This window comes from Hyphomonas sp. BRH_c22, from assembly GCF_000961795.1.
In the GTDB taxonomy this organism is placed as follows: Bacteria; Pseudomonadota; Alphaproteobacteria; order Caulobacterales; family Hyphomonadaceae; genus Hyphomonas.
Genome location: NZ_LADU01000115.1, coordinates 92,964 through 111,681 on the forward strand (window position 1 = coordinate 92,964; position 18,718 = coordinate 111,681).

At 62.5% G+C, this 18,718-nt stretch carries 14 protein-coding genes; 5 read left to right on the top strand and 9 right to left on the bottom strand.

Features of this window, described 5'->3' with window-relative positions; all coding sequences use genetic code 11:
* Positions 1 to 96: 96 nt before the first annotated feature.
* Positions 97 to 471 carry a hypothetical protein gene (locus VR74_RS16320; protein ID WP_045698534.1) on the top strand — a complete coding sequence of 125 codons (375 nt, stop codon included), beginning with the start codon at positions 97 to 99 and terminating at the stop codon, positions 469 to 471.
* Positions 472 to 552: 81 nt separating this feature from the next.
* Here the strand turns inward: VR74_RS16320 and VR74_RS16325 are convergent, their stop codons facing one another.
* Positions 553 to 1,401 (bottom strand): DUF3298 and DUF4163 domain-containing protein, encoded by an 849-nt coding sequence (locus tag VR74_RS16325; RefSeq protein WP_299950889.1) that lies wholly within the window; start codon positions 1,399 to 1,401, stop codon positions 553 to 555.
* 15 nt (positions 1,402 to 1,416) lie between these two features.
* The gene (gene putA, locus VR74_RS16330; RefSeq protein WP_299950892.1) at positions 1,417 to 4,551 is read right to left on the bottom strand and encodes a bifunctional proline dehydrogenase/L-glutamate gamma-semialdehyde dehydrogenase PutA; all 3,135 of its coding nucleotides are present in this window, start codon (positions 4,549 to 4,551) and stop codon (positions 1,417 to 1,419) included.
* Positions 4,552 to 4,750: 199 nt separating this feature from the next.
* Between putA and VR74_RS16335 the strand changes: the two genes are divergently transcribed.
* Positions 4,751 to 5,857 carry a glycosyltransferase family 1 protein gene (locus VR74_RS16335; protein WP_045698536.1) on the top strand — a complete coding sequence of 369 codons (1,107 nt, stop codon included), beginning with the start codon at positions 4,751 to 4,753 and terminating at the stop codon, positions 5,855 to 5,857.
* Positions 5,858 to 5,863: 6 nt separating this feature from the next.
* On the opposite strand, the gene VR74_RS16340 is transcribed toward VR74_RS16335, so the two are convergent.
* On the bottom strand, positions 5,864 to 6,961 hold the full coding sequence (locus VR74_RS16340; protein ID WP_299950895.1) for a substrate-binding domain-containing protein: 1,098 nt from the start codon (positions 6,959 to 6,961) through the stop codon (positions 5,864 to 5,866).
* A 262-nt stretch (positions 6,962 to 7,223) separates the two neighbouring features.
* Between VR74_RS16340 and VR74_RS16345 the strand changes: the two genes are divergently transcribed.
* On the top strand, positions 7,224 to 8,417 hold the full coding sequence (locus VR74_RS16345) for a type III PLP-dependent enzyme (protein ID WP_045698537.1): 1,194 nt from the start codon (positions 7,224 to 7,226) through the stop codon (positions 8,415 to 8,417).
* Here the strand turns inward: VR74_RS16345 and murI are convergent.
* The gene (gene murI, locus VR74_RS16350; RefSeq protein ID WP_045698538.1) at positions 8,363 to 9,232 is read right to left on the bottom strand and encodes a glutamate racemase; all 870 of its coding nucleotides are present in this window, start codon (positions 9,230 to 9,232) and stop codon (positions 8,363 to 8,365) included. The genes VR74_RS16345 and murI overlap by 55 nt on opposite strands.
* A 124-nt stretch (positions 9,233 to 9,356) precedes the next feature.
* On the opposite strand from murI, the gene VR74_RS16355 reads away from it, so the two are divergent.
* Entirely contained in the window at positions 9,357 to 9,659 is a 303-nt protein-coding gene (locus VR74_RS16355; RefSeq protein WP_045698539.1) for a hypothetical protein, read from the top strand.
* Here VR74_RS16355 and aguB read toward each other — a convergent pair.
* The 3 genes from aguB to VR74_RS16370 all read right to left on the bottom strand — a co-directional run bounded on the left by aguB (position 9,656) and on the right by VR74_RS16370 (position 14,827).
* Positions 9,656 to 10,498 (bottom strand): N-carbamoylputrescine amidase, encoded by an 843-nt coding sequence (aguB, locus tag VR74_RS16360; RefSeq protein ID WP_045698540.1) that lies wholly within the window; start codon positions 10,496 to 10,498, stop codon positions 9,656 to 9,658. The genes VR74_RS16355 and aguB overlap by 4 nt on opposite strands.
* A gap of 49 nt (positions 10,499 to 10,547) precedes the next feature.
* Entirely contained in the window at positions 10,548 to 11,531 is a 984-nt protein-coding gene (locus VR74_RS16365) for an agmatine deiminase family protein (RefSeq protein ID WP_045698541.1), read from the bottom strand.
* A gap of 95 nt (positions 11,532 to 11,626) precedes the next feature.
* Entirely contained in the window at positions 11,627 to 14,827 is a 3,201-nt protein-coding gene (locus VR74_RS16370; protein WP_045698543.1) for a TonB-dependent receptor, read from the bottom strand.
* 260 nt (positions 14,828 to 15,087) lie between these two features.
* On the opposite strand from VR74_RS16370, the gene VR74_RS16375 reads away from it, so the two are divergent.
* Positions 15,088 to 16,809, top strand: coding sequence for a glycosyltransferase family 39 protein (locus tag VR74_RS16375; protein WP_045698545.1), 1,722 nt, complete (start codon positions 15,088 to 15,090; stop codon positions 16,807 to 16,809).
* On the opposite strand, the gene msrA is transcribed toward VR74_RS16375, so the two are convergent.
* Both msrA and VR74_RS16385 read right to left on the bottom strand, forming a co-directional pair.
* A complete protein-coding gene (gene msrA, locus VR74_RS16380) occupies positions 16,803 to 17,453 on the bottom strand; it encodes a peptide-methionine (S)-S-oxide reductase MsrA (RefSeq protein ID WP_045698600.1) in 651 nt (216 codons plus the stop codon). The two genes, VR74_RS16375 and msrA, sit on opposite strands and share 7 nt — an antisense overlap.
* A gap of 158 nt (positions 17,454 to 17,611) precedes the next feature.
* A partial coding sequence (locus VR74_RS16385; protein ID WP_045698546.1) for a penicillin-binding transpeptidase domain-containing protein occupies positions 17,612 to 18,718 on the bottom strand: 1,107 nt, incomplete at its 5' end.

Sequence of the window (18,718 nt, forward strand, 5' to 3'; positions counted from 1 at the left end):
CCTCCCCCGTTCACGGGGGAGGTGGCTGGCCGTGAAACGGCCAGACGGAGGGGGCGCTTATCCCACCCCCTCACACTGCGCGTATAATGCGCCGCGATGCCACCTTTCTCCCTCCTCTCGCCCCTGCCGGGCCTGCCCTGGTACCTCATGCCCCTCTGGCCGCTGATCTACTTCCGCATCCAGCGCCTCAAGGCATGGTTCAGGGAAAATGGCGGCCCCGGCAGCCAGATGTTCTGGGGTGTCACAAAGACAGGCCGGGTCATCCTCATCCGCGCATCGGATGATCTTACCGGGCATCGTCCGTGCAAATTCCGTGCACCCGTATCGGACCGGCTGAGGCTTGCCCTGAGCCCCGAAACCAAAGCTCCGTGTCCCCTGCGCAGGCAGGGGCCTCAGGCCATCTGGTCCGGATTTGCCGCACGAGATCCCGGCATCGGCCGGGACTACGGGCTCACGATTCCCGATACCTGACGCCGAACCGGCTCCCGAAAACCAGCAAACCACCCCCGAAGCGCCCCAACAGGCGCCGCATGTGCAGGGAGGACCGCAGCCCTATTCCGCGATCACCGGTTCGCCTGCAAACAGACCCGCATAGTCCGGCTTCAGGAAATCATGGAACACGGCCTGCGGCACGGTCACCTTGTAGGCGCCCTCGGCATAGGAGCCGATCTCGTAGGGCGCAAAATGCACAGTGAACCCGCCGAACCTGTCCGCCGCGTTTGATGCGGCGAGGCCAATCTCGCCGCTCAGAATGCTCTCGGCTGAAATCGCATCCGCAGCCTCGCCCCGGAACGTGTCGGCCGATCCGCCCCCGCCCGCCTTCTCGGCGCGCTGGCGTCCGATTTCGGATAGCACCACCGGCAGGCTGGCCGCCATCGCCCCCTCGGGATCAGCCAGCAGGTCGCCCAGCGCAATATCGGTTTTCGCTGCCACATCATGGATGCGCGCATCGGTGCCGTAATTGCCATGCGCCCCGCCTGTATAGGCGCCGGTGAAACCTTCAATGCTGATCAGGCCGCCGGCCTGCGCCACAAGTGTCCATTCGACCGACAGGCTGTACGGGTTGAAATAGTCCGGATCCGTTTCCTTGTAGGTCAGCGCGTCCTCATCCATCGCCTCGATCCGCACACGCGCATCGGCCAGCAGGTCAGCCGCGAGATCCGGCGCCACGGCGAACAGGGCATCATCGACGCGGGCAGAGCCGGTGAAATAGTCCTTCGACACCTCGATCTGGTGCGGCGTGTCGGCCACTGCCACGGCGTCCGGCCCGGCCTCGGCCGCCACCCCGGCTGCGGGCTGCTCAACCCCTTGCGTGACATCCGTATCCGGCGCTTCCGGCTTCTTCGTGCACGCAGTGGTCAACAGAACGCCCATAAGGGCGCAGAAGGCTAATCTCAGCATCGGCTGGTCTCCTTGTTACAGGCTCAGGAGTTCGGCATCGCCTCCCTGGGCCGTGATATTCACCGTTACCACGCGTTCGGTGGCGAAACGATGGAGATAATGCGGTCCGCCCGCCTTGGGTCCGGTGCCTGAAAGCCCCTCGCCCCCGAACGGTTGCACACCTACAACTGCCCCGGTCATCGACCGGTTCACATACGTATTGCCCACCGGACAGGCCGCTTTCACCGCCGCGTGGAAGCGCTCCAGCCGCGAGTGAATGCCGAGCGTCAGTCCATATCCCTTGGCTTTCAGCGCCGCGCCAACTTCCTCGACATCATCTGGATCATAGCGAAGCAGATGCAGGATGGGCCCGAAATTCTCTTCGTGGATCTGGTCGATCGAGGACAACTCGACCAGCGCCGGACCAAAGCCAAAGCCCTCCTCGCCAATCTTTCCGGCGTCAACCTGGTGCAGGACTTTCGCCTCCTTGCCTATCTTCTCCAGGTGCGCTGCCAGCAGCGAACGCGCATCGGCGTCGATCACCGGCCCGACATCGGTATCGGCCTCGCCCGGATTGCCCATCTTCAATTCGTCCATCGCGCCGATCAGCCCGTCGATCAGGCTTTTCGCGGTCGATTTCGGAATGAAGGCAATGCGCAGCGCCGAACAGCGCTGGCCCGCCGACCCGAACGCCGACACGATCATGTCATCAATCACCTGCTCGCGAAGGGCCGTCGTATCCACGAACAGCCCGTTCAGTCCGCCCGTCTCGGCAATCAGCGGAATGATCGCGCCATCGCGCTCAGCCAGGGCCCGGTTGATCATCCGCGCCGTCGATGTGCCGCCGGTAAAGCAGACGCCTGACACGCGCAGGTCCGCCGTCAGGGCCGCACCAACCGTTTCCCCCTTCCCCGGCATAAGGTGAAGGGCATCCACCGGCAGGCCGGCCTTCTGGAACATGCGCACCGCCTCGAACGCCACCAGCGGCGTCTGCTCGGCGGGCTTGGCAACAACCGTATTGCCGGCCGCGAGGGCCGACGCGATCTGGCCGGTAAAGATGGCCAGCGGAAAATTCCACGGACTGATGCAACAGAAGACACCGCGCCCGTGCAGCGACAGGTGATTGGTTTCGCCCGTCGGCCCGGGAAGGCGCACCGCGCCTTCAAACTCATGCTCGGCCTGCGCCGCATAATACCGGCAGAAATCAACCGCCTCGCGCACCTCGGCCACGCCATCGGCCAGCGTCTTGCCCGCCTCGCGCGCCATCAGAGCGATCAGGCGCGGCGCATTCTCTTCAAGGATATCACCCATAGCCCGCAGGTGCTCTGCCCGTTTGGATCCGCCCAGCGCATCCCAGGCCGGCTGGAACCTGACCGCTGCATCCAGCGCCCTGTCGATCGCCTCGGGGCTGGCTTCCCTGCAGGCCCCAAGCACATGTTCGGTATGGAACGGAACGCGGATCATCTCGCCGCCGCCGGTTTCCGGTTTGCCCGAAACAATGGCGCCCGCCGCAATCGCCGGACTATCGCGGAAGGATTTCAGCGCTGCCGCCGTCGCATCGCGCACGGATTTCTGGCTGAGGTCCAGCCCGGTCGAATTGCGCCGCTCAGGCCCATAAAGGCGTGGCGGCGTCGGGATGCCGGGATGCCGCCGGGGGCCAATTTCAACGCGGGTGATCGGATCGTCGACGACATCTTCCACCGGCACATCAGGATCAAGGAACGAGTGCACGAAGCTGGCATTCGCGCCATTCTCCAGCAAGCGGCGCACGAGGTAAGGCAGCAGGTCCTTGTGCGCCCCCACCGGCGCATAGACGCGCACCCGCCGGCCGGCTTCGGCGGCATCATACAATGCTTCGCCCATGCCGTGCAGGCGCTGGAATTCATAGTCGGTGACACCCGCCGCTTCGGCGAGAATATCAACCGCCGCCAGCGTGTGGGCATTATGGGTCGCAAATTGCGGATAGAGCGTCGGTGAGGCATCCAGCATCAGCTTCGCGCAGGCCAGGTAGTGAAAATCCGTTCCCGGCTTGGTCGTGAAGACCGGGAAGTTCGGAAACCCTTCGACCTGCGCATGCTTGATCTCGCTGTCCCAATATGCGCCCTTCACAAGGCGGACCATGAAACGGTGTCCGGTCTCTTCCGCCAGCGTAATCAGCTTCTCGATCACCGAAAGCGTGCGCTTCTGGTAGGCCTGCACGGCAAGCCCGAGACCGGTCCAGTCCTTGAGCGACGGCTCATGCGCCAGCCGGTCCATCAGCTTGAGGCTCAGTACTAGCCGGTCGGCCTCTTCCGCATCCAGACAAAGATGGATATTCGCGGACGCCGCCTTTTCACACAGCCCGAGCAGGCGCGGATACAGCTCGTTCATCACGCGCGCTTCATTGACCGCCTCGAAACGCGGATGCAGGGCCGAAAGCTTGACTGACACGCCGCTCGCCTTCTCTGGCGCAACCGCCTTGTCCTTTTCGGCAGCCACGGCATCAATCGCCAGCTCATAGGCTTTCAGGTAGCGGGCCGCGTCTTCAGCCGTGCGGGCGCCTTCGCCCAGCATGTCGAAACTGAAATGCGCCGCCTCTCCGGTCTTCACCATGCGCTTGCCGCGCTTGAGAGCCTCCTTCACCGTCCGGCCGAGGACGAATTGCTCGCCCATGATCCGCATGGCCTGCATCATGGCGGCGCGGATGACCGGTTCGCCGCTTTCGCGGATCAGTCCCGAGACAAAGGCGCCCGGACCCTTCTCCAGGGATTTCGGCACCCCGATCACGCGGCCCGTCAGCATCAGCCCCCAGGTCGACGCATTCACCAGCCAGCTTTCCGACTGGCCAAGATGTGACGCCCAGTCGCCCGACCGTATCTTCTCGGCGATCAGGTCATCTCGGGTTTCCGCATCGGGCACGCACAGCAGGGCCTCGGCCAGGCACATGAGCGCTAACCCTTCGGAATTCGACAGGCCGAATTCCTCCAGGAAGCTTTCCATCATGCCTTTCTTGCGGCCCCGGCTGCGGGCGATTTCCACCAGTTCGCGGCCGCGCCGGACAGCCGCCAGCCGTGCGCCATCGTCAAGCGGCGCCTCCTTCAGCAATCGCTCGAGAAGTGCCTCCTCATCGTCGAACTTGTGGTCGTCCAGGCTATCCCAGTTAAGGGAGGCGAGAGGCATCGAATCAGGCATATGGAATTCCGAATAGTTAGTGTGAGAGGAGCGGTGCGGCGGCGGAGCAAATTTGTGCCCGCCTTTTCTTGTTTACGGGTACAGATATATCGTCCCATAGAACCAAACGCGAGTGAGTTTGCAGCGGTTCCGCCTCTTTACGCGTGGGACCAACCCCGCCACATTGCCGCCGACCGGACAGCGGCCTCAAGGAGCCCCCATGCGCATCATGCTGATCACCGACGCCTGGGACCCTCAGGTCAACGGCGTCGTTCGCACGATGAAACGGGTGATCGCTGAATCCGAAGCCATGGGGCATATCTGGGAAATCGTTCACCCCGGCGACGGGTTCCGTACCGTTCCCCTGCCAACCTATCCTGAAATCAAGCTTGCCCTCTTCGCCCGCAAGAAGATCGAGGAGCGGTTTGACGATTTCGAACCTGATGCGATCCACATCGCCACCGAAGGCACGCTCGGCATGGCCGGCCGCGCCATGTGCCTGACCGTCAAGCACCCCTTCTCGACCGCCTATCACACGCGGTTTCCGGAATATGTCGCCGCCCGGCTGCCCATCCCGATATCGGTCGGCTATTCCTTCGTGCACTGGTTCCACAAGTATTCCGGCAAGGTCATGGTCCCGACCCCGTCCATGGTCGAGGAGCTTCGCGCGCGAAAGTTCATCAATCTTGTGGCCTGGACGCGCGGGGTCGATACCGAGCTTTTCGATCCGGCAAAACGCATTGATGCGGGCGCCGCGAACGACCCCTTCAAGGGCCTGCCGCGACCGATCTTCCTGAATGTCGGCCGCGTGGCGGTCGAAAAGAACATTGAATCCTTTGCCGAACTCGATCTGCCGGGTTCGAAAGTCATCGTCGGAGACGGCCCGCAGCTCGAAGAATTGAAGCGCAACTATCCAAAGGTGACCTTCCTTGGCGGGAAGTTCGCAGACGAGCTGGCCGCAATCTATGCCAGCGCAGATGTCTTCGTCTTCCCCAGCCTGACCGACACGTTCGGTCTTGTCGTCCTGGAGGCCATGGCGTCCGGCTTGCCTGTCGCCGCATTCGAAGCCACCGGCCCGCGCGATGTCATCCCCGGATCAAATGCTGGCACGATCACGCCCGTCGGCGGAGACCTTGCACAGGGCGCGCTGGACTGTCTGGCGCTCAGCCGCGAGACCTGCCGCGCCTATGCCGAGACCTATAGCTGGAAGGCCTGCGCGGAAGCCTTCATCGAGAATCTCCAGCCGCTTCCCGCGCCGGCGCGCCGGCGGTTCTGGCAGAAGATCCGCCTGCGCCGCCGCAGGAAACCGCCGATCGAGGGCCTGTAGGCCCGCCTACCGTGCCGACCGGCTTTCCAGTGCGGCAACAATATCGCGCTGGGCCTGACGATTTTCATCCTTCAGCGGGATCAGCCCCTTCTCGAGGAGGTAACCGTCCGGTCCGAACGCGTCTTCATCGGTGTAATATTCGAGGAAGTCGTACAGGCCCGGCACGAGCGGCAGGTTCTGCCCTTTCACATAGATGAACATGACCCGCGACAGGCCGTACTGGCCTGAATTGATATTGTCGAATGTCGCCGGCACGCCCGCGAGCGAAGCGCCCTTGATCCTGTCGCCGTTCTGCTCAAGGAAGGAATGTCCGAGAATGCCGATCGCCATGGGTGTCTTCACCAGTGACTGGATGATGGCCGTATCATTCTCCCCGAAGTCGATCCACGCGCCATCGGCGCGGATCGTGTGAGCCCGCTCCTTGAAGGCGTCGCTGTCGCTTGCCTTGAGCGCAGCCATTTCGGGCAGCGCCTCGGCGCCATCTTCCATGCCGAGTTCGACGAAGGCATCGCGCGTGCCGGAGGTCGGCGGCGGGCCGAACACGGTGATCGGCTCGTCCGGCAGGCCGGGACCGACTTCATGCCAGGATTTGTAGGGGTTCGGCTTGAACCCGCCTGCACCGTCCGGAATGTCCTGCGCCAGCGCGAGGTAGAGCTGCGTCTTGGTAATGTCGAAGTCGGGGCCGTGCCTGGAATTCGCCACCACGATTCCGTCATAGCCAATCTCGATCGGAATGATGTTGTTGACGCCATTGCTGGCACACAGGGCTGTCTCACTCGTCTTGATCGGGCGCGAGGCATTCGACAGCGACGGCTGGTCGGGGCCGACACCCTGGCAAAACGACTTGAAACCGCCGCCGGTCCCGGTCGTTTCGACAATCGGTGTCGGATAAGGCGATGTCGCCCCGAAACGCTCGGCCACGGTGGTCGAGAAGGGCGCGACTGTCGATGAGCCGACGATCTTGATCTTCTGCGTGCTACCGGCCACAGGCGGCCGCTGAGGCGCCGCGTCAGACACTTCCAGTGTGGACAGGTCCGTTTTCCCGCAACCGGCAAGGGCCACAGCGAGAGCAAGGGCTGCCCCGACAAGAACGCCAGATTTCATGCGATGCCTCCTGAAAATCCATTCCCGGAACGGGATATCTGGCGTTCCAATACGCTCCGGCGATGACAGTCACGTCGAAGTTGTATGACGTTTTTGCGACGTTAAGCGAAAATGACTCATTTTTTCACTTGCGCTCCCCCCCATCATCGCATATCTCACAGCCCGAATACGGATGTGGCGGACATCTGGGCCAACCCTTAAACTGGGGGCCCCCTGCACTAACGCCCGAAGCTGGTTAAAAGCCCTTTGGAGGTTAGGTGTCATGCACTCCTACGCTACCCCCTATAATATTGTGCGCTCGCAAGAGCCCGATGTTCCTGTCTACTGCTTCCGCCCTGAGCGGGTGACGGCGGCTGCAAAATGGTTCCGGGAAAGCTTTCCGGCCCAGCCGTTCTATGCCGTCAAGGCAAACCCCGGCGTGCACGTGCTCGACGCCCTCTGGGCTGCCGGCATCAACAGCTTTGATGTCGCATCCGAAAACGAGATCGAACTGATCTACAACCGCTTCCCCGGCGCCCGCATGGCCTTCCTTCACCCCGTGAAGAACCGCCGCGCGATTGCCCGCGCCTACCACCAGTACGGCGTGCGCATCTTCGTGACCGACACGCAGGCCGAACTGCATAAGATCCTCGAAGAAACCGGCTATGCCAGGGACCTCACCATCATCGTGCGCATCGGCGTGTCGAATGATGGCGCGACCCTGCCGCTGACCGGCAAGTTCGGCGCGAACGAAGACGAGGCTGCAGCCATCCTGCGCGAAGCCCGCCGCTATGCCGATGAACTGGGCGTGTCCTTCCATGTCGGCAGCCAGGCGATGAAGCCGTCTGCCTGGGCAACCGCCATGGCCGATGTCTCGCGCATCATCATCTCGGCCAGTGTGACCGTCGATATCGTGGACGTTGGCGGCGGGTTCCCGTCGATCTATGCCGATACGCCGCCGCCATCACTGGAAGCCTATGCCGCCATGGTCGAAACGTCGTTCGAGAACATGTTCGTTCTCGAGAACGCCGATCTCTGGTGCGAACCCGGCCGCGCGCTCGTTGCCGAAGCTGAAAGCCTTCTGGTGCGAATCGAACTGGCGAAGCCCGGTTCGATCTACATCAATGATGGTTCCTATGGTTCGCTCTATGATGCCGTTCACGAACGCTGGGCCTTTCCGGTGCGCGCGATCACGGGTGACGGACGCAAGCTGCGCGGCATGGCCGAATATACGGTTTACGGCCCGACCTGCGATTCGACCGACAAGTTCCCCGACAAGGTCTGGCTGCCGGCCGGCCTGACCGAGGGTGACTATCTGGAGTTTGGCAATATCGGCGCCTATGGTCGCGCGATGGCCAGCCGCTTCAACGGGTTCGGTGAAACCGAAGTCGCCATCGTGCATGATGCGCCCTGGCCCAGCCTCTACAACGCTCTTGGCGCAGAAGTCATCGCGATCGGCTCCAAAGCCACCAAGTGAACATCCGGGAAGCCGTAACGCCTGAGGACAAGCGCCAGATCCGGCGACTCCTCGGGCGGGCTGGTCAGATAGGCTGAGCCGCCAATCCCGCGCGCCTCGGTTTCCGGCGGCAGGACGCGGATCGTCTGGCGCGCAATGGCCGCACCGGAATCAACGTAGCTGACCCCATGCGGCGCGCTGGCGATCAATTGCCCGCGCACGAGCGGAAAGTGCGTGCAGGCCAGCACGACCGTATCGATCTGGTCACCGCCCGGCGCCTCGAACAGCGGCGCCTGGGCGGCCGCGATAGCCTCAATCGGCACGTCTTCGCCGCGCGCATGGGCTTCGGCCAGCCGGACTAGCTCGATACTGCCATGCATGATGACGCGCCGGTCTCCGGCAAACTCGTTGATGAGCCTGGCAGTATAGGCGCGCCGGATCGTGCCCGGTGTTGCCAGGAGGCCGATGGTTCCCGTCTGGCTGAATGCCGCCGCGGGCTTGATGGCCGGAACCGTGCCGACGACCGGAATGTCGAGCACAGCCCTGACATCCTCCAGCGCCAGTGTGCTGGCCGTATTGCAGGCAATCACGAAGACATCCGGCCGGACATGATCGCACAGCATCTTTGCAACGCGCGGCAGGCGCTCCTGCAGCGCCTCATCGGACTTGTCCCCATAGGGGAAAAATCCGCTATCGGCGGCATAGTGAACGCCGAGGGCCGGCCCCAGCGCCCGGATTTCCTCAGCGACGGTCAGGCCTCCGACCCCTGAATCGAAAACGAGGACCCGACCGCGGGCCGGAGACGGCGTGAAATTGGTGAACTGGAAGTCTGTCATGGCAGGAGACTATTGGCATTCGCTCGCGGCGAAAACGGGGCAAGCAGGCATGTTTGGCATGAGATTTGTTGTGCACCGCACAATATCGGCCTACTATTCAGATTAGAAACAAGGATTTTCCGTCATGATGGACCTCTGGCTGGCGCCCTGGCGCGCCTCGCTTGCCCTCACTGCCTCGACCCTGGAAATGATGCTTACGGCGCAGAAAAGCCTCGCCGGCGTTCAGGGTGTCCCGGAATTCCAGCCCATGGATGAGGCCCGCATGCGCGAGGCTTTCCACTCTGCGGCCGATGCAAACCTTCGCCGCTGGGGTGACACAGCCGATGCGATCAACAACCTGCCGGACTGGTACCGCGATCTTTCCCGCGTACCCGGCGGCGTGATGACAGACTGGTTCGACGCGGCGCGCCGCGGCCCGCAGGACTAGACCAGCGCGCCGTAAAGGTCCGGCCGCCGGTCGCGGAAAAACCCCCAGGCCGCGCGATCCCGGTCGACCACATCGAGGTCGAACGTCGCCTGAATGACGCCCTCCTCAGTGCGGCCGAGATCGGTCACGACCTCGCCAGCCTGGTCGGCGATGAAGCTGGTGCCATAGAATACCTGCCCGCCTTCATCGCCCACACGATTGGCCGCGCAGACCGGAATCACGTTTGATACCGCATGTCCCAGCATGGCCCGGCGCCAGCGCCCTGCCGTGTCGAGGGCTGAATCCTGTGGCTCGGCACCAATCGCGGTCGGGTACAGCAGCACGTCGGCGCCCATGAGGGTCATGGCGCGGGCCGCTTCCGGGAACCACTGGTCCCAGCAGATGCCGACGCCGATACGGCCCTTTTGCGTATCCCAGACGCGGAAACCCGTGTCGCCGGGGCGGAAGTAGAATTTCTCCTGATAGCCGGGGCCATCCGGAATGTGGCTCTTGCGGTAGACGCCCATGGCGCTGCCGTCAGCGTCGAGCATGACGAGGGAATTGTAATAGGCCGGACCGTCCTTCTCATAGATTGAGACAGGCACAACGACGCCGCATTTCCTTGCGATTTCAGAGAGTTGCACGACTGCCGGATGAGTTTCCCATGGCAGGGCCCGGGCAAAATGCGCCTCTTCCTGCGTCTTGCAGAAATAATGGCCGCAGAAAAGTTCCGGCGGCAGAACGACATCTGCGCCCTGCGCAGCCGCCTGTTCGATTAAGTCCGCCACACGGGCGATATTTTCCTGAACGTCGTCGCTCGGCGAGAACTGGATGGCGGCGAGGGTGATGGAGCGGGTCATGGGCGGTGTCCGAGGGGGCGGAAGGGGGCGGTGAGCGGGTGAAAGGGGTTCAGGCGGGGATTTCGCGGGTCATGCAATGGAAACTGCCGCCCCCGCGCAAAATGTTCAATGCCGGAAGGCCAATCACCTTGCGGCCGGGAAACAGCGGCCCGAGCTGGGCGAGCGCAACCAGACTGAACCGCTCGTCATAGGTCGGGACGATCACCGCCCCGTTCGTGATGGTGAAATTCATGTGGCTGGCAGGCACGGGCGCGCCATCGCCGAAGTGGACATGGCCCGGCGAGGAAATCGTCGAGACCATCAGCCCCGCGGTACGCAGCTTGTCTTCTATGGCGAGCAGTATCTCGGCATTCGGGTCCTCGCTGCCGGCCGGGTGCTGGCACAGCACATGCCCCGGCGCGATGAAGCGCGCGATATTGTCGACATGGCCATCGGTATGATCATTGAGCAGGCCGTCGCCCAGCCAGATCACTTCGTTCACCCCGAAGGCCGCAGCCAGCGCGGCTTCGGCGTCCGCCTCGGTCCAGTTGCCGTTCCGGTTCGGGTTCAGCAGGCATTGCCGCGTTGTCAACAGCCGCCCTTCCCCGTCGACGTCGATCGCGCCGCCCTCAAGCACCAGGTCATGCGCGCGCACCCTGATGCCTTCGACACCGGCCACCGCAGCCGCCGTATCGGCATCGCCGGGCATGAGGTATTTGCCGCCCCAGCCATTGAAGCGGAAGGTTTCGGCCTGCGCGCCGCCCTCGCCCGTCGTGATGATCGGGCCGGTGTCCCGCAGCCAGATATCACCGGTCGGAACCTCGACGATTTCAGCAACATCGCCGACAGCCTCGCGGGCTGACCGGGCCGCCTCGTCTGATCCGGCCGCCAGCTTCACCGGCAGGAAGCCTGCCGCCACGCGGGCAAAGGCGGCGATTTCAGCGCGCGCGCCGTGGAAATCACCGCCCCACTCATCGGCAAGCCGGGGCCAGCCGCACCAGAGTACAGACTGCGGAGCCCATTCGGGTGGGAGGAAACGGGGGGTAACGGTCATGGTCGCTGGCCTTGCCACAGGTTTGAAACAAGGAAAAGGGCGGCCTGCATGACAGGCCGCCCTTCCCCAATCTACGCTCTGGATCCGCGAAGGATCTAGAACTCGTACTTCACACCGATCTGGACCTGCCAGAGCGACTGGTTCAGGACTTCGGAGTTCTTCGACGTGCTGAATGTCGATTCATCCCGGTCGCCTGTGCCCCAGATGCCATCGCGGCCGGGGAAGCCATAGACGTACTGGCCATTTTCGATTGTCGCGGCACTGACCAGACGTTTGTACTCATAGCGGGTACGCTCGATACGGCCTGCACTGCTGTCGAGCAGGTTGCCGAGGTTCTCGACATCAAGGAACAGGAATGTGCGGTGGTTTTTCATCGCGCCTGGCAGTTCCTGCTGGAGGCGAAGATCAACGATCGTCGACCAGCGGGAATTGTCACCGTTACGGGGTGCAATGCTGCCCTTGTACTGGTTGAGTTCCGAGGTGGCGATGTAGCTGAAGAAGTCCTGCTGGAGGTTCACATCTCCACCGAAGGAATTCGCCGAGAACAGCGGATCGTCAAAGCCCGTCGGCACGTAGAAAGTGGCACCGGCATCATCGGCGCTGCTTTCGTTGATGCCGAACACATCATTCCGTCCCGTCGTGTTGAACGTGTAGGAGTAAGGCTGACCCGAACGACGGGTCGCAAAGAGCGATGCCTTGGTTGCATAGTCAGCAAAGAATTCCTTCTCCCAGTTCAGGCGCATCTTGAACTGGTGCTCGACTTCGAAGTTCGACGTACCCGTCCGTGGGTTCTGGTAGCTGTAGCGTGCCGTGTCGGAATAGTTCGACGTGGCGGTCGAAGACGTACCCATGCCGATATCGTTGACGTCTGCATGCGTATAGCTGGTGAAGAGGTCAAAATCGCCAACCGGTGTTTCCCAGTCATTGCTGGCCGAAACAGCCCAGAGCAGCGAGTTGCCCTTGTCAACGCTGCCGACGATGATGGCCTGTGGTGCACCACCACAGCTATAGACAGGACGCCCGTCTGGTGCGGCAGAAACCGGATCGCCGCAGGTTGCATCATACCAGTAAGGTGCGTTCTCGAGCTTGTTGTAAAGCACGTCAGCTGTCAGCAGCCAGTTGCCCGGTGTGTTGACTGCAACGCCAAGATTGGCCTTCCAGGTCGACGGGATCTCGAACGAATTGTCGAGCGCATTGACCGAACCGTCCGGGGTCTGGTTCGCAAGTTCGTCCAGGAGGTAACCCGGGATATAGTTGCCCGTTGCCGCGTCAGGCGTGTTCGGCACGAGGATCGTACCGGAGTCGGAAACATCTCCGTTGATCACGCCATCGTTGGAATAGCTGTTGGAGACCCACACGCTTGGCGAACCACCGGAGAACCGGCCGACACCACCGCGAACCGTGACGGCGTCATTGGCGTCCCATTTGAACGAGAAGCGCGGAAGGACGACATCAAGGCCTTCCAGGTCGTTCGTGTTGGAATAGCCGTAGCGATCAATGAAGTTCTGGTTTTCACGGATCTTGCCGCTCGACTGGTAGTAGTCATAGCGCAGGCCGAAGAGCAGGCTGAGATCGTCGCGAATGTCCCAGGTGTCCTGCACATAGACCGAATTGTAATTGTAACCCCAGATGGCGCGAAGGTCATTCTCGTCATTGGTGATGGCATTGTTGTAAGTCACGTCAGTTGCGATCCGGTTGCGAAGATCGTCGATCGACGCGAAGGCATACGTGCCTTCGGAGTTCTGGGCGAACAGGTTGTCGACATCGACTTCTTCCCGCTCGATACCAGCCTTCAGTGTGTGATCGCCGTAAAGGTATTCGGCCTTCAGCTTGTACTGCATGAATTCCTGATCGAGTTCGTTGCCATGACGGAAACGGTCAGGCCCGAATGCAATGACGGTACCTGTCGATGTTTCGACCGAGCCGAGGAAGAACTCGGCGCCATTCAGGCTGTCCTGGCCTGTGGCCTGGGTCGTCTGGGCAATCTTGATTTCGGTCGAGAAACTCGGCGTCCAGTCGGAGTAGAGGTGGCCGATGAAGGATTCCACTGTTTCCGAGTTGGTATACCAGGAGGACGGGTAGGCAAGATCGGCACGTTGCACGAAGTTGTTGCCGTTCTGCTCGTTGATCGCTGCGCCTTCGGTCTTGATATAGGTGAATTTCGCGCGGTGATTGTCGGTAATGTTCCAGTCGATGCTGCCGAGGATTTTCTCGTCTTCGACCGGTGGCACGCCGCCGGCGAAATCGCCGGTGTCGAAACCATAGACGGTCGACATGATATTGGTGATTTCGGCAATATCTTCAGGCGTCACATCTTCGATATTGACGGCGCCCGAGCCTGTCGGGCCGCGGTTCAGGGCTGCAGCTTCTTCATACTTGTCATAGGAGAGGAAGAAGAAGAGCTTGTCCTTGATGATCGGGCCGCCAAATGTGCCGCCGATGGTCTCTTCTTCGAACGAACGGTCAACCGTGCGGCCGTTAAGTTCGTCGCCAGCCATCGAATCGTCGGTCTTGAAGTAGAAGGCCGATCCGTGGAACTCGTTGGTGCCCGACTTTGTCACGGCATTGATCGTACCGCCGGTGAAGCCGTTATACTCGGTGTCGAACGGAGCGGTTTCAACCGAGAGGGACTGGATCGCGTCGAACGAGATTGGCGAGCGCTGGGTCGGGTAGCCGTTGGCGTTCAGGCCGAAGCGGTCGTTGAGTGCAACGCCGTCGATGGTGAGCGAGTTGAAACGGTTGTTTGCGCCGGCAATCGTCAGTTCCTTGGCGCCGCCCGACTGGACGTTCACGCTTGCGAACGGGTCGAGCTCGGCTGCGTCGGTAATGTCGCGGTCGATCGTGACGACTTCGTTGAGAGCCTCAAGGCCGAGCGAGGTCGTGAGCCCCTGGCTGGAGAAGCCGGACTGAAGCTGGCTGCCGGTGACGACAACCGTGTCCAGCGTACGCGCGCCGGAAACAGTGAGGTTCAGCGGGTAGGTCTGGTCGAGTGCGATAAAGATGTCTGTGACGGTGACAGGCGTGAAGTCGGCGCCGGTGACTTCAACGGTGTAGGGTCCGCCGACGCGCAGGCCGCGCGACGAAAATGAGCCGTTCGGGCCGGAAACGGCCGCAGAGAGTGTGCCCGATGGCGTGTGCGTGATGACAACTGTCGCACCGGAGACGGGAGCGCCGTCTGCATCGGAAACCTGTCCGCGAATGCTGGAAGTTGTGACCTGTGCGGAGGCAATGCCAGCCACGCTGAGCGCGATGGCGGAAACCGCCATGCCGCGACCGAAAGTATTCCAATTCATCATGATTTTCCCCTGATGCGAATGATCCGCCGACCTGAAAGGTGTGCGTGGTCGGTTTGCGGTCGCTTACCGCCGCTGCATGACGGATTAGTGACAAGTTTTTAACAGTTCAACGTAGGTAGCCGTGAATCGTGTCATTCGATTTGTTGCGATGCAAAAAAGCCACGCTTTGAGCCGTCAGGGGGCAGGTCTTGCCCGAAAAGGGGGCTGTATTCGACGCGCCGTGCGCGGCATAAGCAGAGCATGTATCAAGGTGAGACGACATGGCAGGCCTGAGTCGCGAATCGGAATCCCTGTATTTGCGTGCGACGCTTGCGGGTCTCGGCCTGCTCCTCTTGCTGCGTGTCGGCTTTCTCGCGGTGGCACCGCTGAACCTCTATGCTGACGAGGCGCAATACTGGCGCTGGGGCGAGACTCTGGACTGGGGCTATTATTCCAAGCCGCCCATGATCGCCTGGGTGATCCATGCGGTGACATCCGTGTTTGGCAATGACGAATGGGCCGTGCGGCTGGCGGCGCCGTTCCTGCACACGATCGGCGCGCTGTTCATATTCCTGCTCGGCCGCGCAATGTACGGCGCGCGCACCGGCATGATGGCCGCGTTCGGCTATGCGCTGATGCCCGCCGTGATCCTGTCATCTGTCGTGATATCGACCGATGGCGTGCTGATGCCGTTCTGGTGCGCGGGCCTCTTTGCCTTCTGGCGCCTGCGCAGCGGCGAGGGCGGCTGGGCCAGCGCGGCCGCCCTCGGTGTCGCGCTCGGTGCGGGCTTCCTGTCGAAATATGCGATGGTCTACTTCCTGATCGGCATGGGCCTGACGCTGCTGCTCGACCGCGACACGCGCAAGGCCTTGCTGTCGCGTCACGGGCTGGTCGCCCTCCTGGTGGCTGGCGCCATCTTCGCACCGCACATGGCTTGGAATGCCGCCAATGATTTCAAGACGGTCAGCCACACGGTGGACAATGCCAATCTCGGCGGAGACCTCTTCCATCCCGAACATGCGCTTGAGTTCCTTGTCGACCAGATGGGCGTGTTCGGGCCGATCAGCCTGATTTCGCTGGTCTTCGGCCTGTTCGTGATGCGCCGCTCGGAGGCGGGCTTGATGGGCCGTGACCGCTGGCTGCTCTGCTTTGTCGTGCCGGTACTTGTCATCATCCTCGTGCAGGCTGTCCTGTCACGGGCCAATGCCAACTGGGCGGCGACCGCCTGGCCGGCAGCCAGCGTCCTGGTGGCGGCCTGGCTGATCCGCGCGCAGCCCAATCGCAGCCTGTGGTTCTGGATTGCAGGCCTGACCTTCGTGGCCATCCTGGCCACGCCGGACCTTGCGCTCTGGCTGCGCCTGCTGATCGGCGGCGTGATCGCAGGCGCAATGATGTTCTATGGCCGCCTTCATGCCTACCGTCCGGCAGGCCTCCTGTGGACCAGTCTCGCCGCCCACGCCCTGATCGCTGTCTTCTTCACGACCATGACCCTCATCCCTGCCCACATCTCGACCGAACTCGGTTTCGACAATGCGCAGAAGCGTACGCGCGGATGGGAGACGGCGGCGGCGGAAGTGTTCCGTCAGGCGCGCGAGCTTGGTGCCACGTCCGTGCTCGTCGACGAGCGCGAGGTGTGGCACGGGCTGGACTATTATGCGCGCGGCCGCGACCTGCCCCTGCTCTCCTGGCGGCGGTATGGTGTGCCGAAGAGCTTTTCCGAATCCGCGCCGCTTGAGCCGCCGCTGGATGAGACCGTGCTGGTCGTGTCATTGCATCCGGCGATGCGGCCCATGCTGCGCAGCGACTTCACGACATTTGAATCGGTGGGAGAGATCGAGATCCCGCTCGGCACGCGCCGCAATGGCTGCCCGATCACGCGGCAGTTCCATCTCTATCTGGCATCGGGCTTCGCGCCTGAGCGCCATGACGCGGCGTGGGAAGCGCGCCACAAGGGCCAGTCGGAATTTCCGGCACAGCCCTGCCCGCTCCTGACAGGTCAGTGAGCGGCGGCGCTGTCGCCCCAGAGTTCCTTGACCCGGCCGTCCCGTCCGCAGGACGCGCGATAATAGCGGTACTTGATCGGGTTCTTGATATAGTAATCTTGGTGATAATCTTCGGCCGGCCAGAACGTGTCAGCGCTGATCACCTGGGTCACCACCGGATCCGGCAACACGCCTGACGCTTCAACAGAAGCGATATCGGCCTCTGCAATGGCACGCTCTTCCGGGCTCGCCACGAAGATGGCGGTGCGATAGCTCTCGCCCTTGTCGCAGAACTGGCCATCGGCATCCGTCGGATCGACATGGTGCAGGAAATAGGAAACGAGATAGTCGTAGGATACGATATCGGGGTCGTAGGTCACCTTCACCGATTCATAGTGGCCGGTGTTTTCACGGCTGACCTGCTTGTAGGTCGGATTTGCGACATGCCCGCCTGTATAGCCGGAAATCGTGTCGATAACGCCGTCAACCTTGTCGAAATCGGATTCGACGCACCAGAAGCAGCCACCGGCAAAGACGGCCGACGCCATGCGCTTGGGCGCTTCATTGACTGGCTGGTCCTCAGCGCCCGCACTTGAAAAGAAGGCAAGGCCGGTCGCGGCAAGGCCGGCAGCAATGGCGACAACGGGGGCAGAACGGGCACGCATGACATACTCACTATTCATCAGGACGGCGGCAATACGCGCCGTTTGACGTCACATATGGGAAATCCCCCGCTGCCGAGAAGACGGCAATCGCATACCTAACAGATTTGTGTTGATCGCGTGTTGCCAGGGCGTGTCGAAATTGCGGCAATGCCGTGTCTTCAGGCAGGCCCCGTGAGCACACGTACACGGACTCGGCTGGCGCGGCCTGCTGAATCGACTGCAGTAACGGTGTAAAAGCCCTCGCGCGTCGGTGACCAGACCGGCGCACCCGCATCGTCAACCTCGCAGGGCGCGCCATCGACATACCAGGACAATTTGCCGTCGCCCCGGCCGGCGAGGACGAACCCGCGCGCCGGGGCACCATCGACACTGCCGGCCCACAATTCGGCATCGCGGGGCGGGAACAGGATTTGCGGCGGCGCAGCGGCGGCAAAGTCGCGCATGGCGCCCCTGGACCTGACGTGCTTTTCGGATGTCAGGCGGCCGCGCGCCTCACCCGTGTCGCGCAGATGGTGGGCCGCCCGGTCTGCAATTTCGAACAGGACCGGCAGGGCCGCATCGCCGCCGGTCACACCCGGCCGCGGCGCGCCATCGGCCCGGCCAACCCAGACGACAATCGCCAGGTCACCCGCCACCCCGGCCGCCCACGCATCGCGATAGCCATAGGACGTGCCGGTCTTGAAGGCGATCTGAGGGGCGTTTTCCGTCAGGCGGCCCGGCACGCGACCTTCCGGTGTCGGGCCATTTTGCAGGATGCGGATAATTTCCTCGGCGCTCGACTCTCCGATCAGGCGCCGTCCGGGACGCGCGAGGGAGGCGGCCTCTTCCTCTTCCCGCCAGACAAGCGGCTTGGCGATGCCTCCGTCTCCCAGCGCCGCATACAGCACCGCCAGTTCGCGCGCTGTCAGGCCCGCGCCGCCAAGCGCAATCGCGAGACCGGCTTCATGGCTGGCAGAACCGGCAATGCGGGGGCTCGCCCCGGCCAGCGCCAGCTGCGCCGCGAAGCGCTCCGGCCCGACCTTGTCGAGTATCATCACGGCAGGCACATTCAGCGAGTGCTGCAGGGCATCGGACACCCGCACATCCCCCCGGAACATGCGGTCGAAATTTTCCGGCTGGTAGGCGGCAAAGCGTTTCGGCAGGTCGGAGATCAGCGTGTCGGATGCCGCCGTGCCGTCGTCAAACGCCATCGCATAGATAAAGGGCTTCAGCGTCGAGCCCGGCGAGCGGGCCTGCGCCGTCAGGTCCAGCCATCCGCCCGGCCG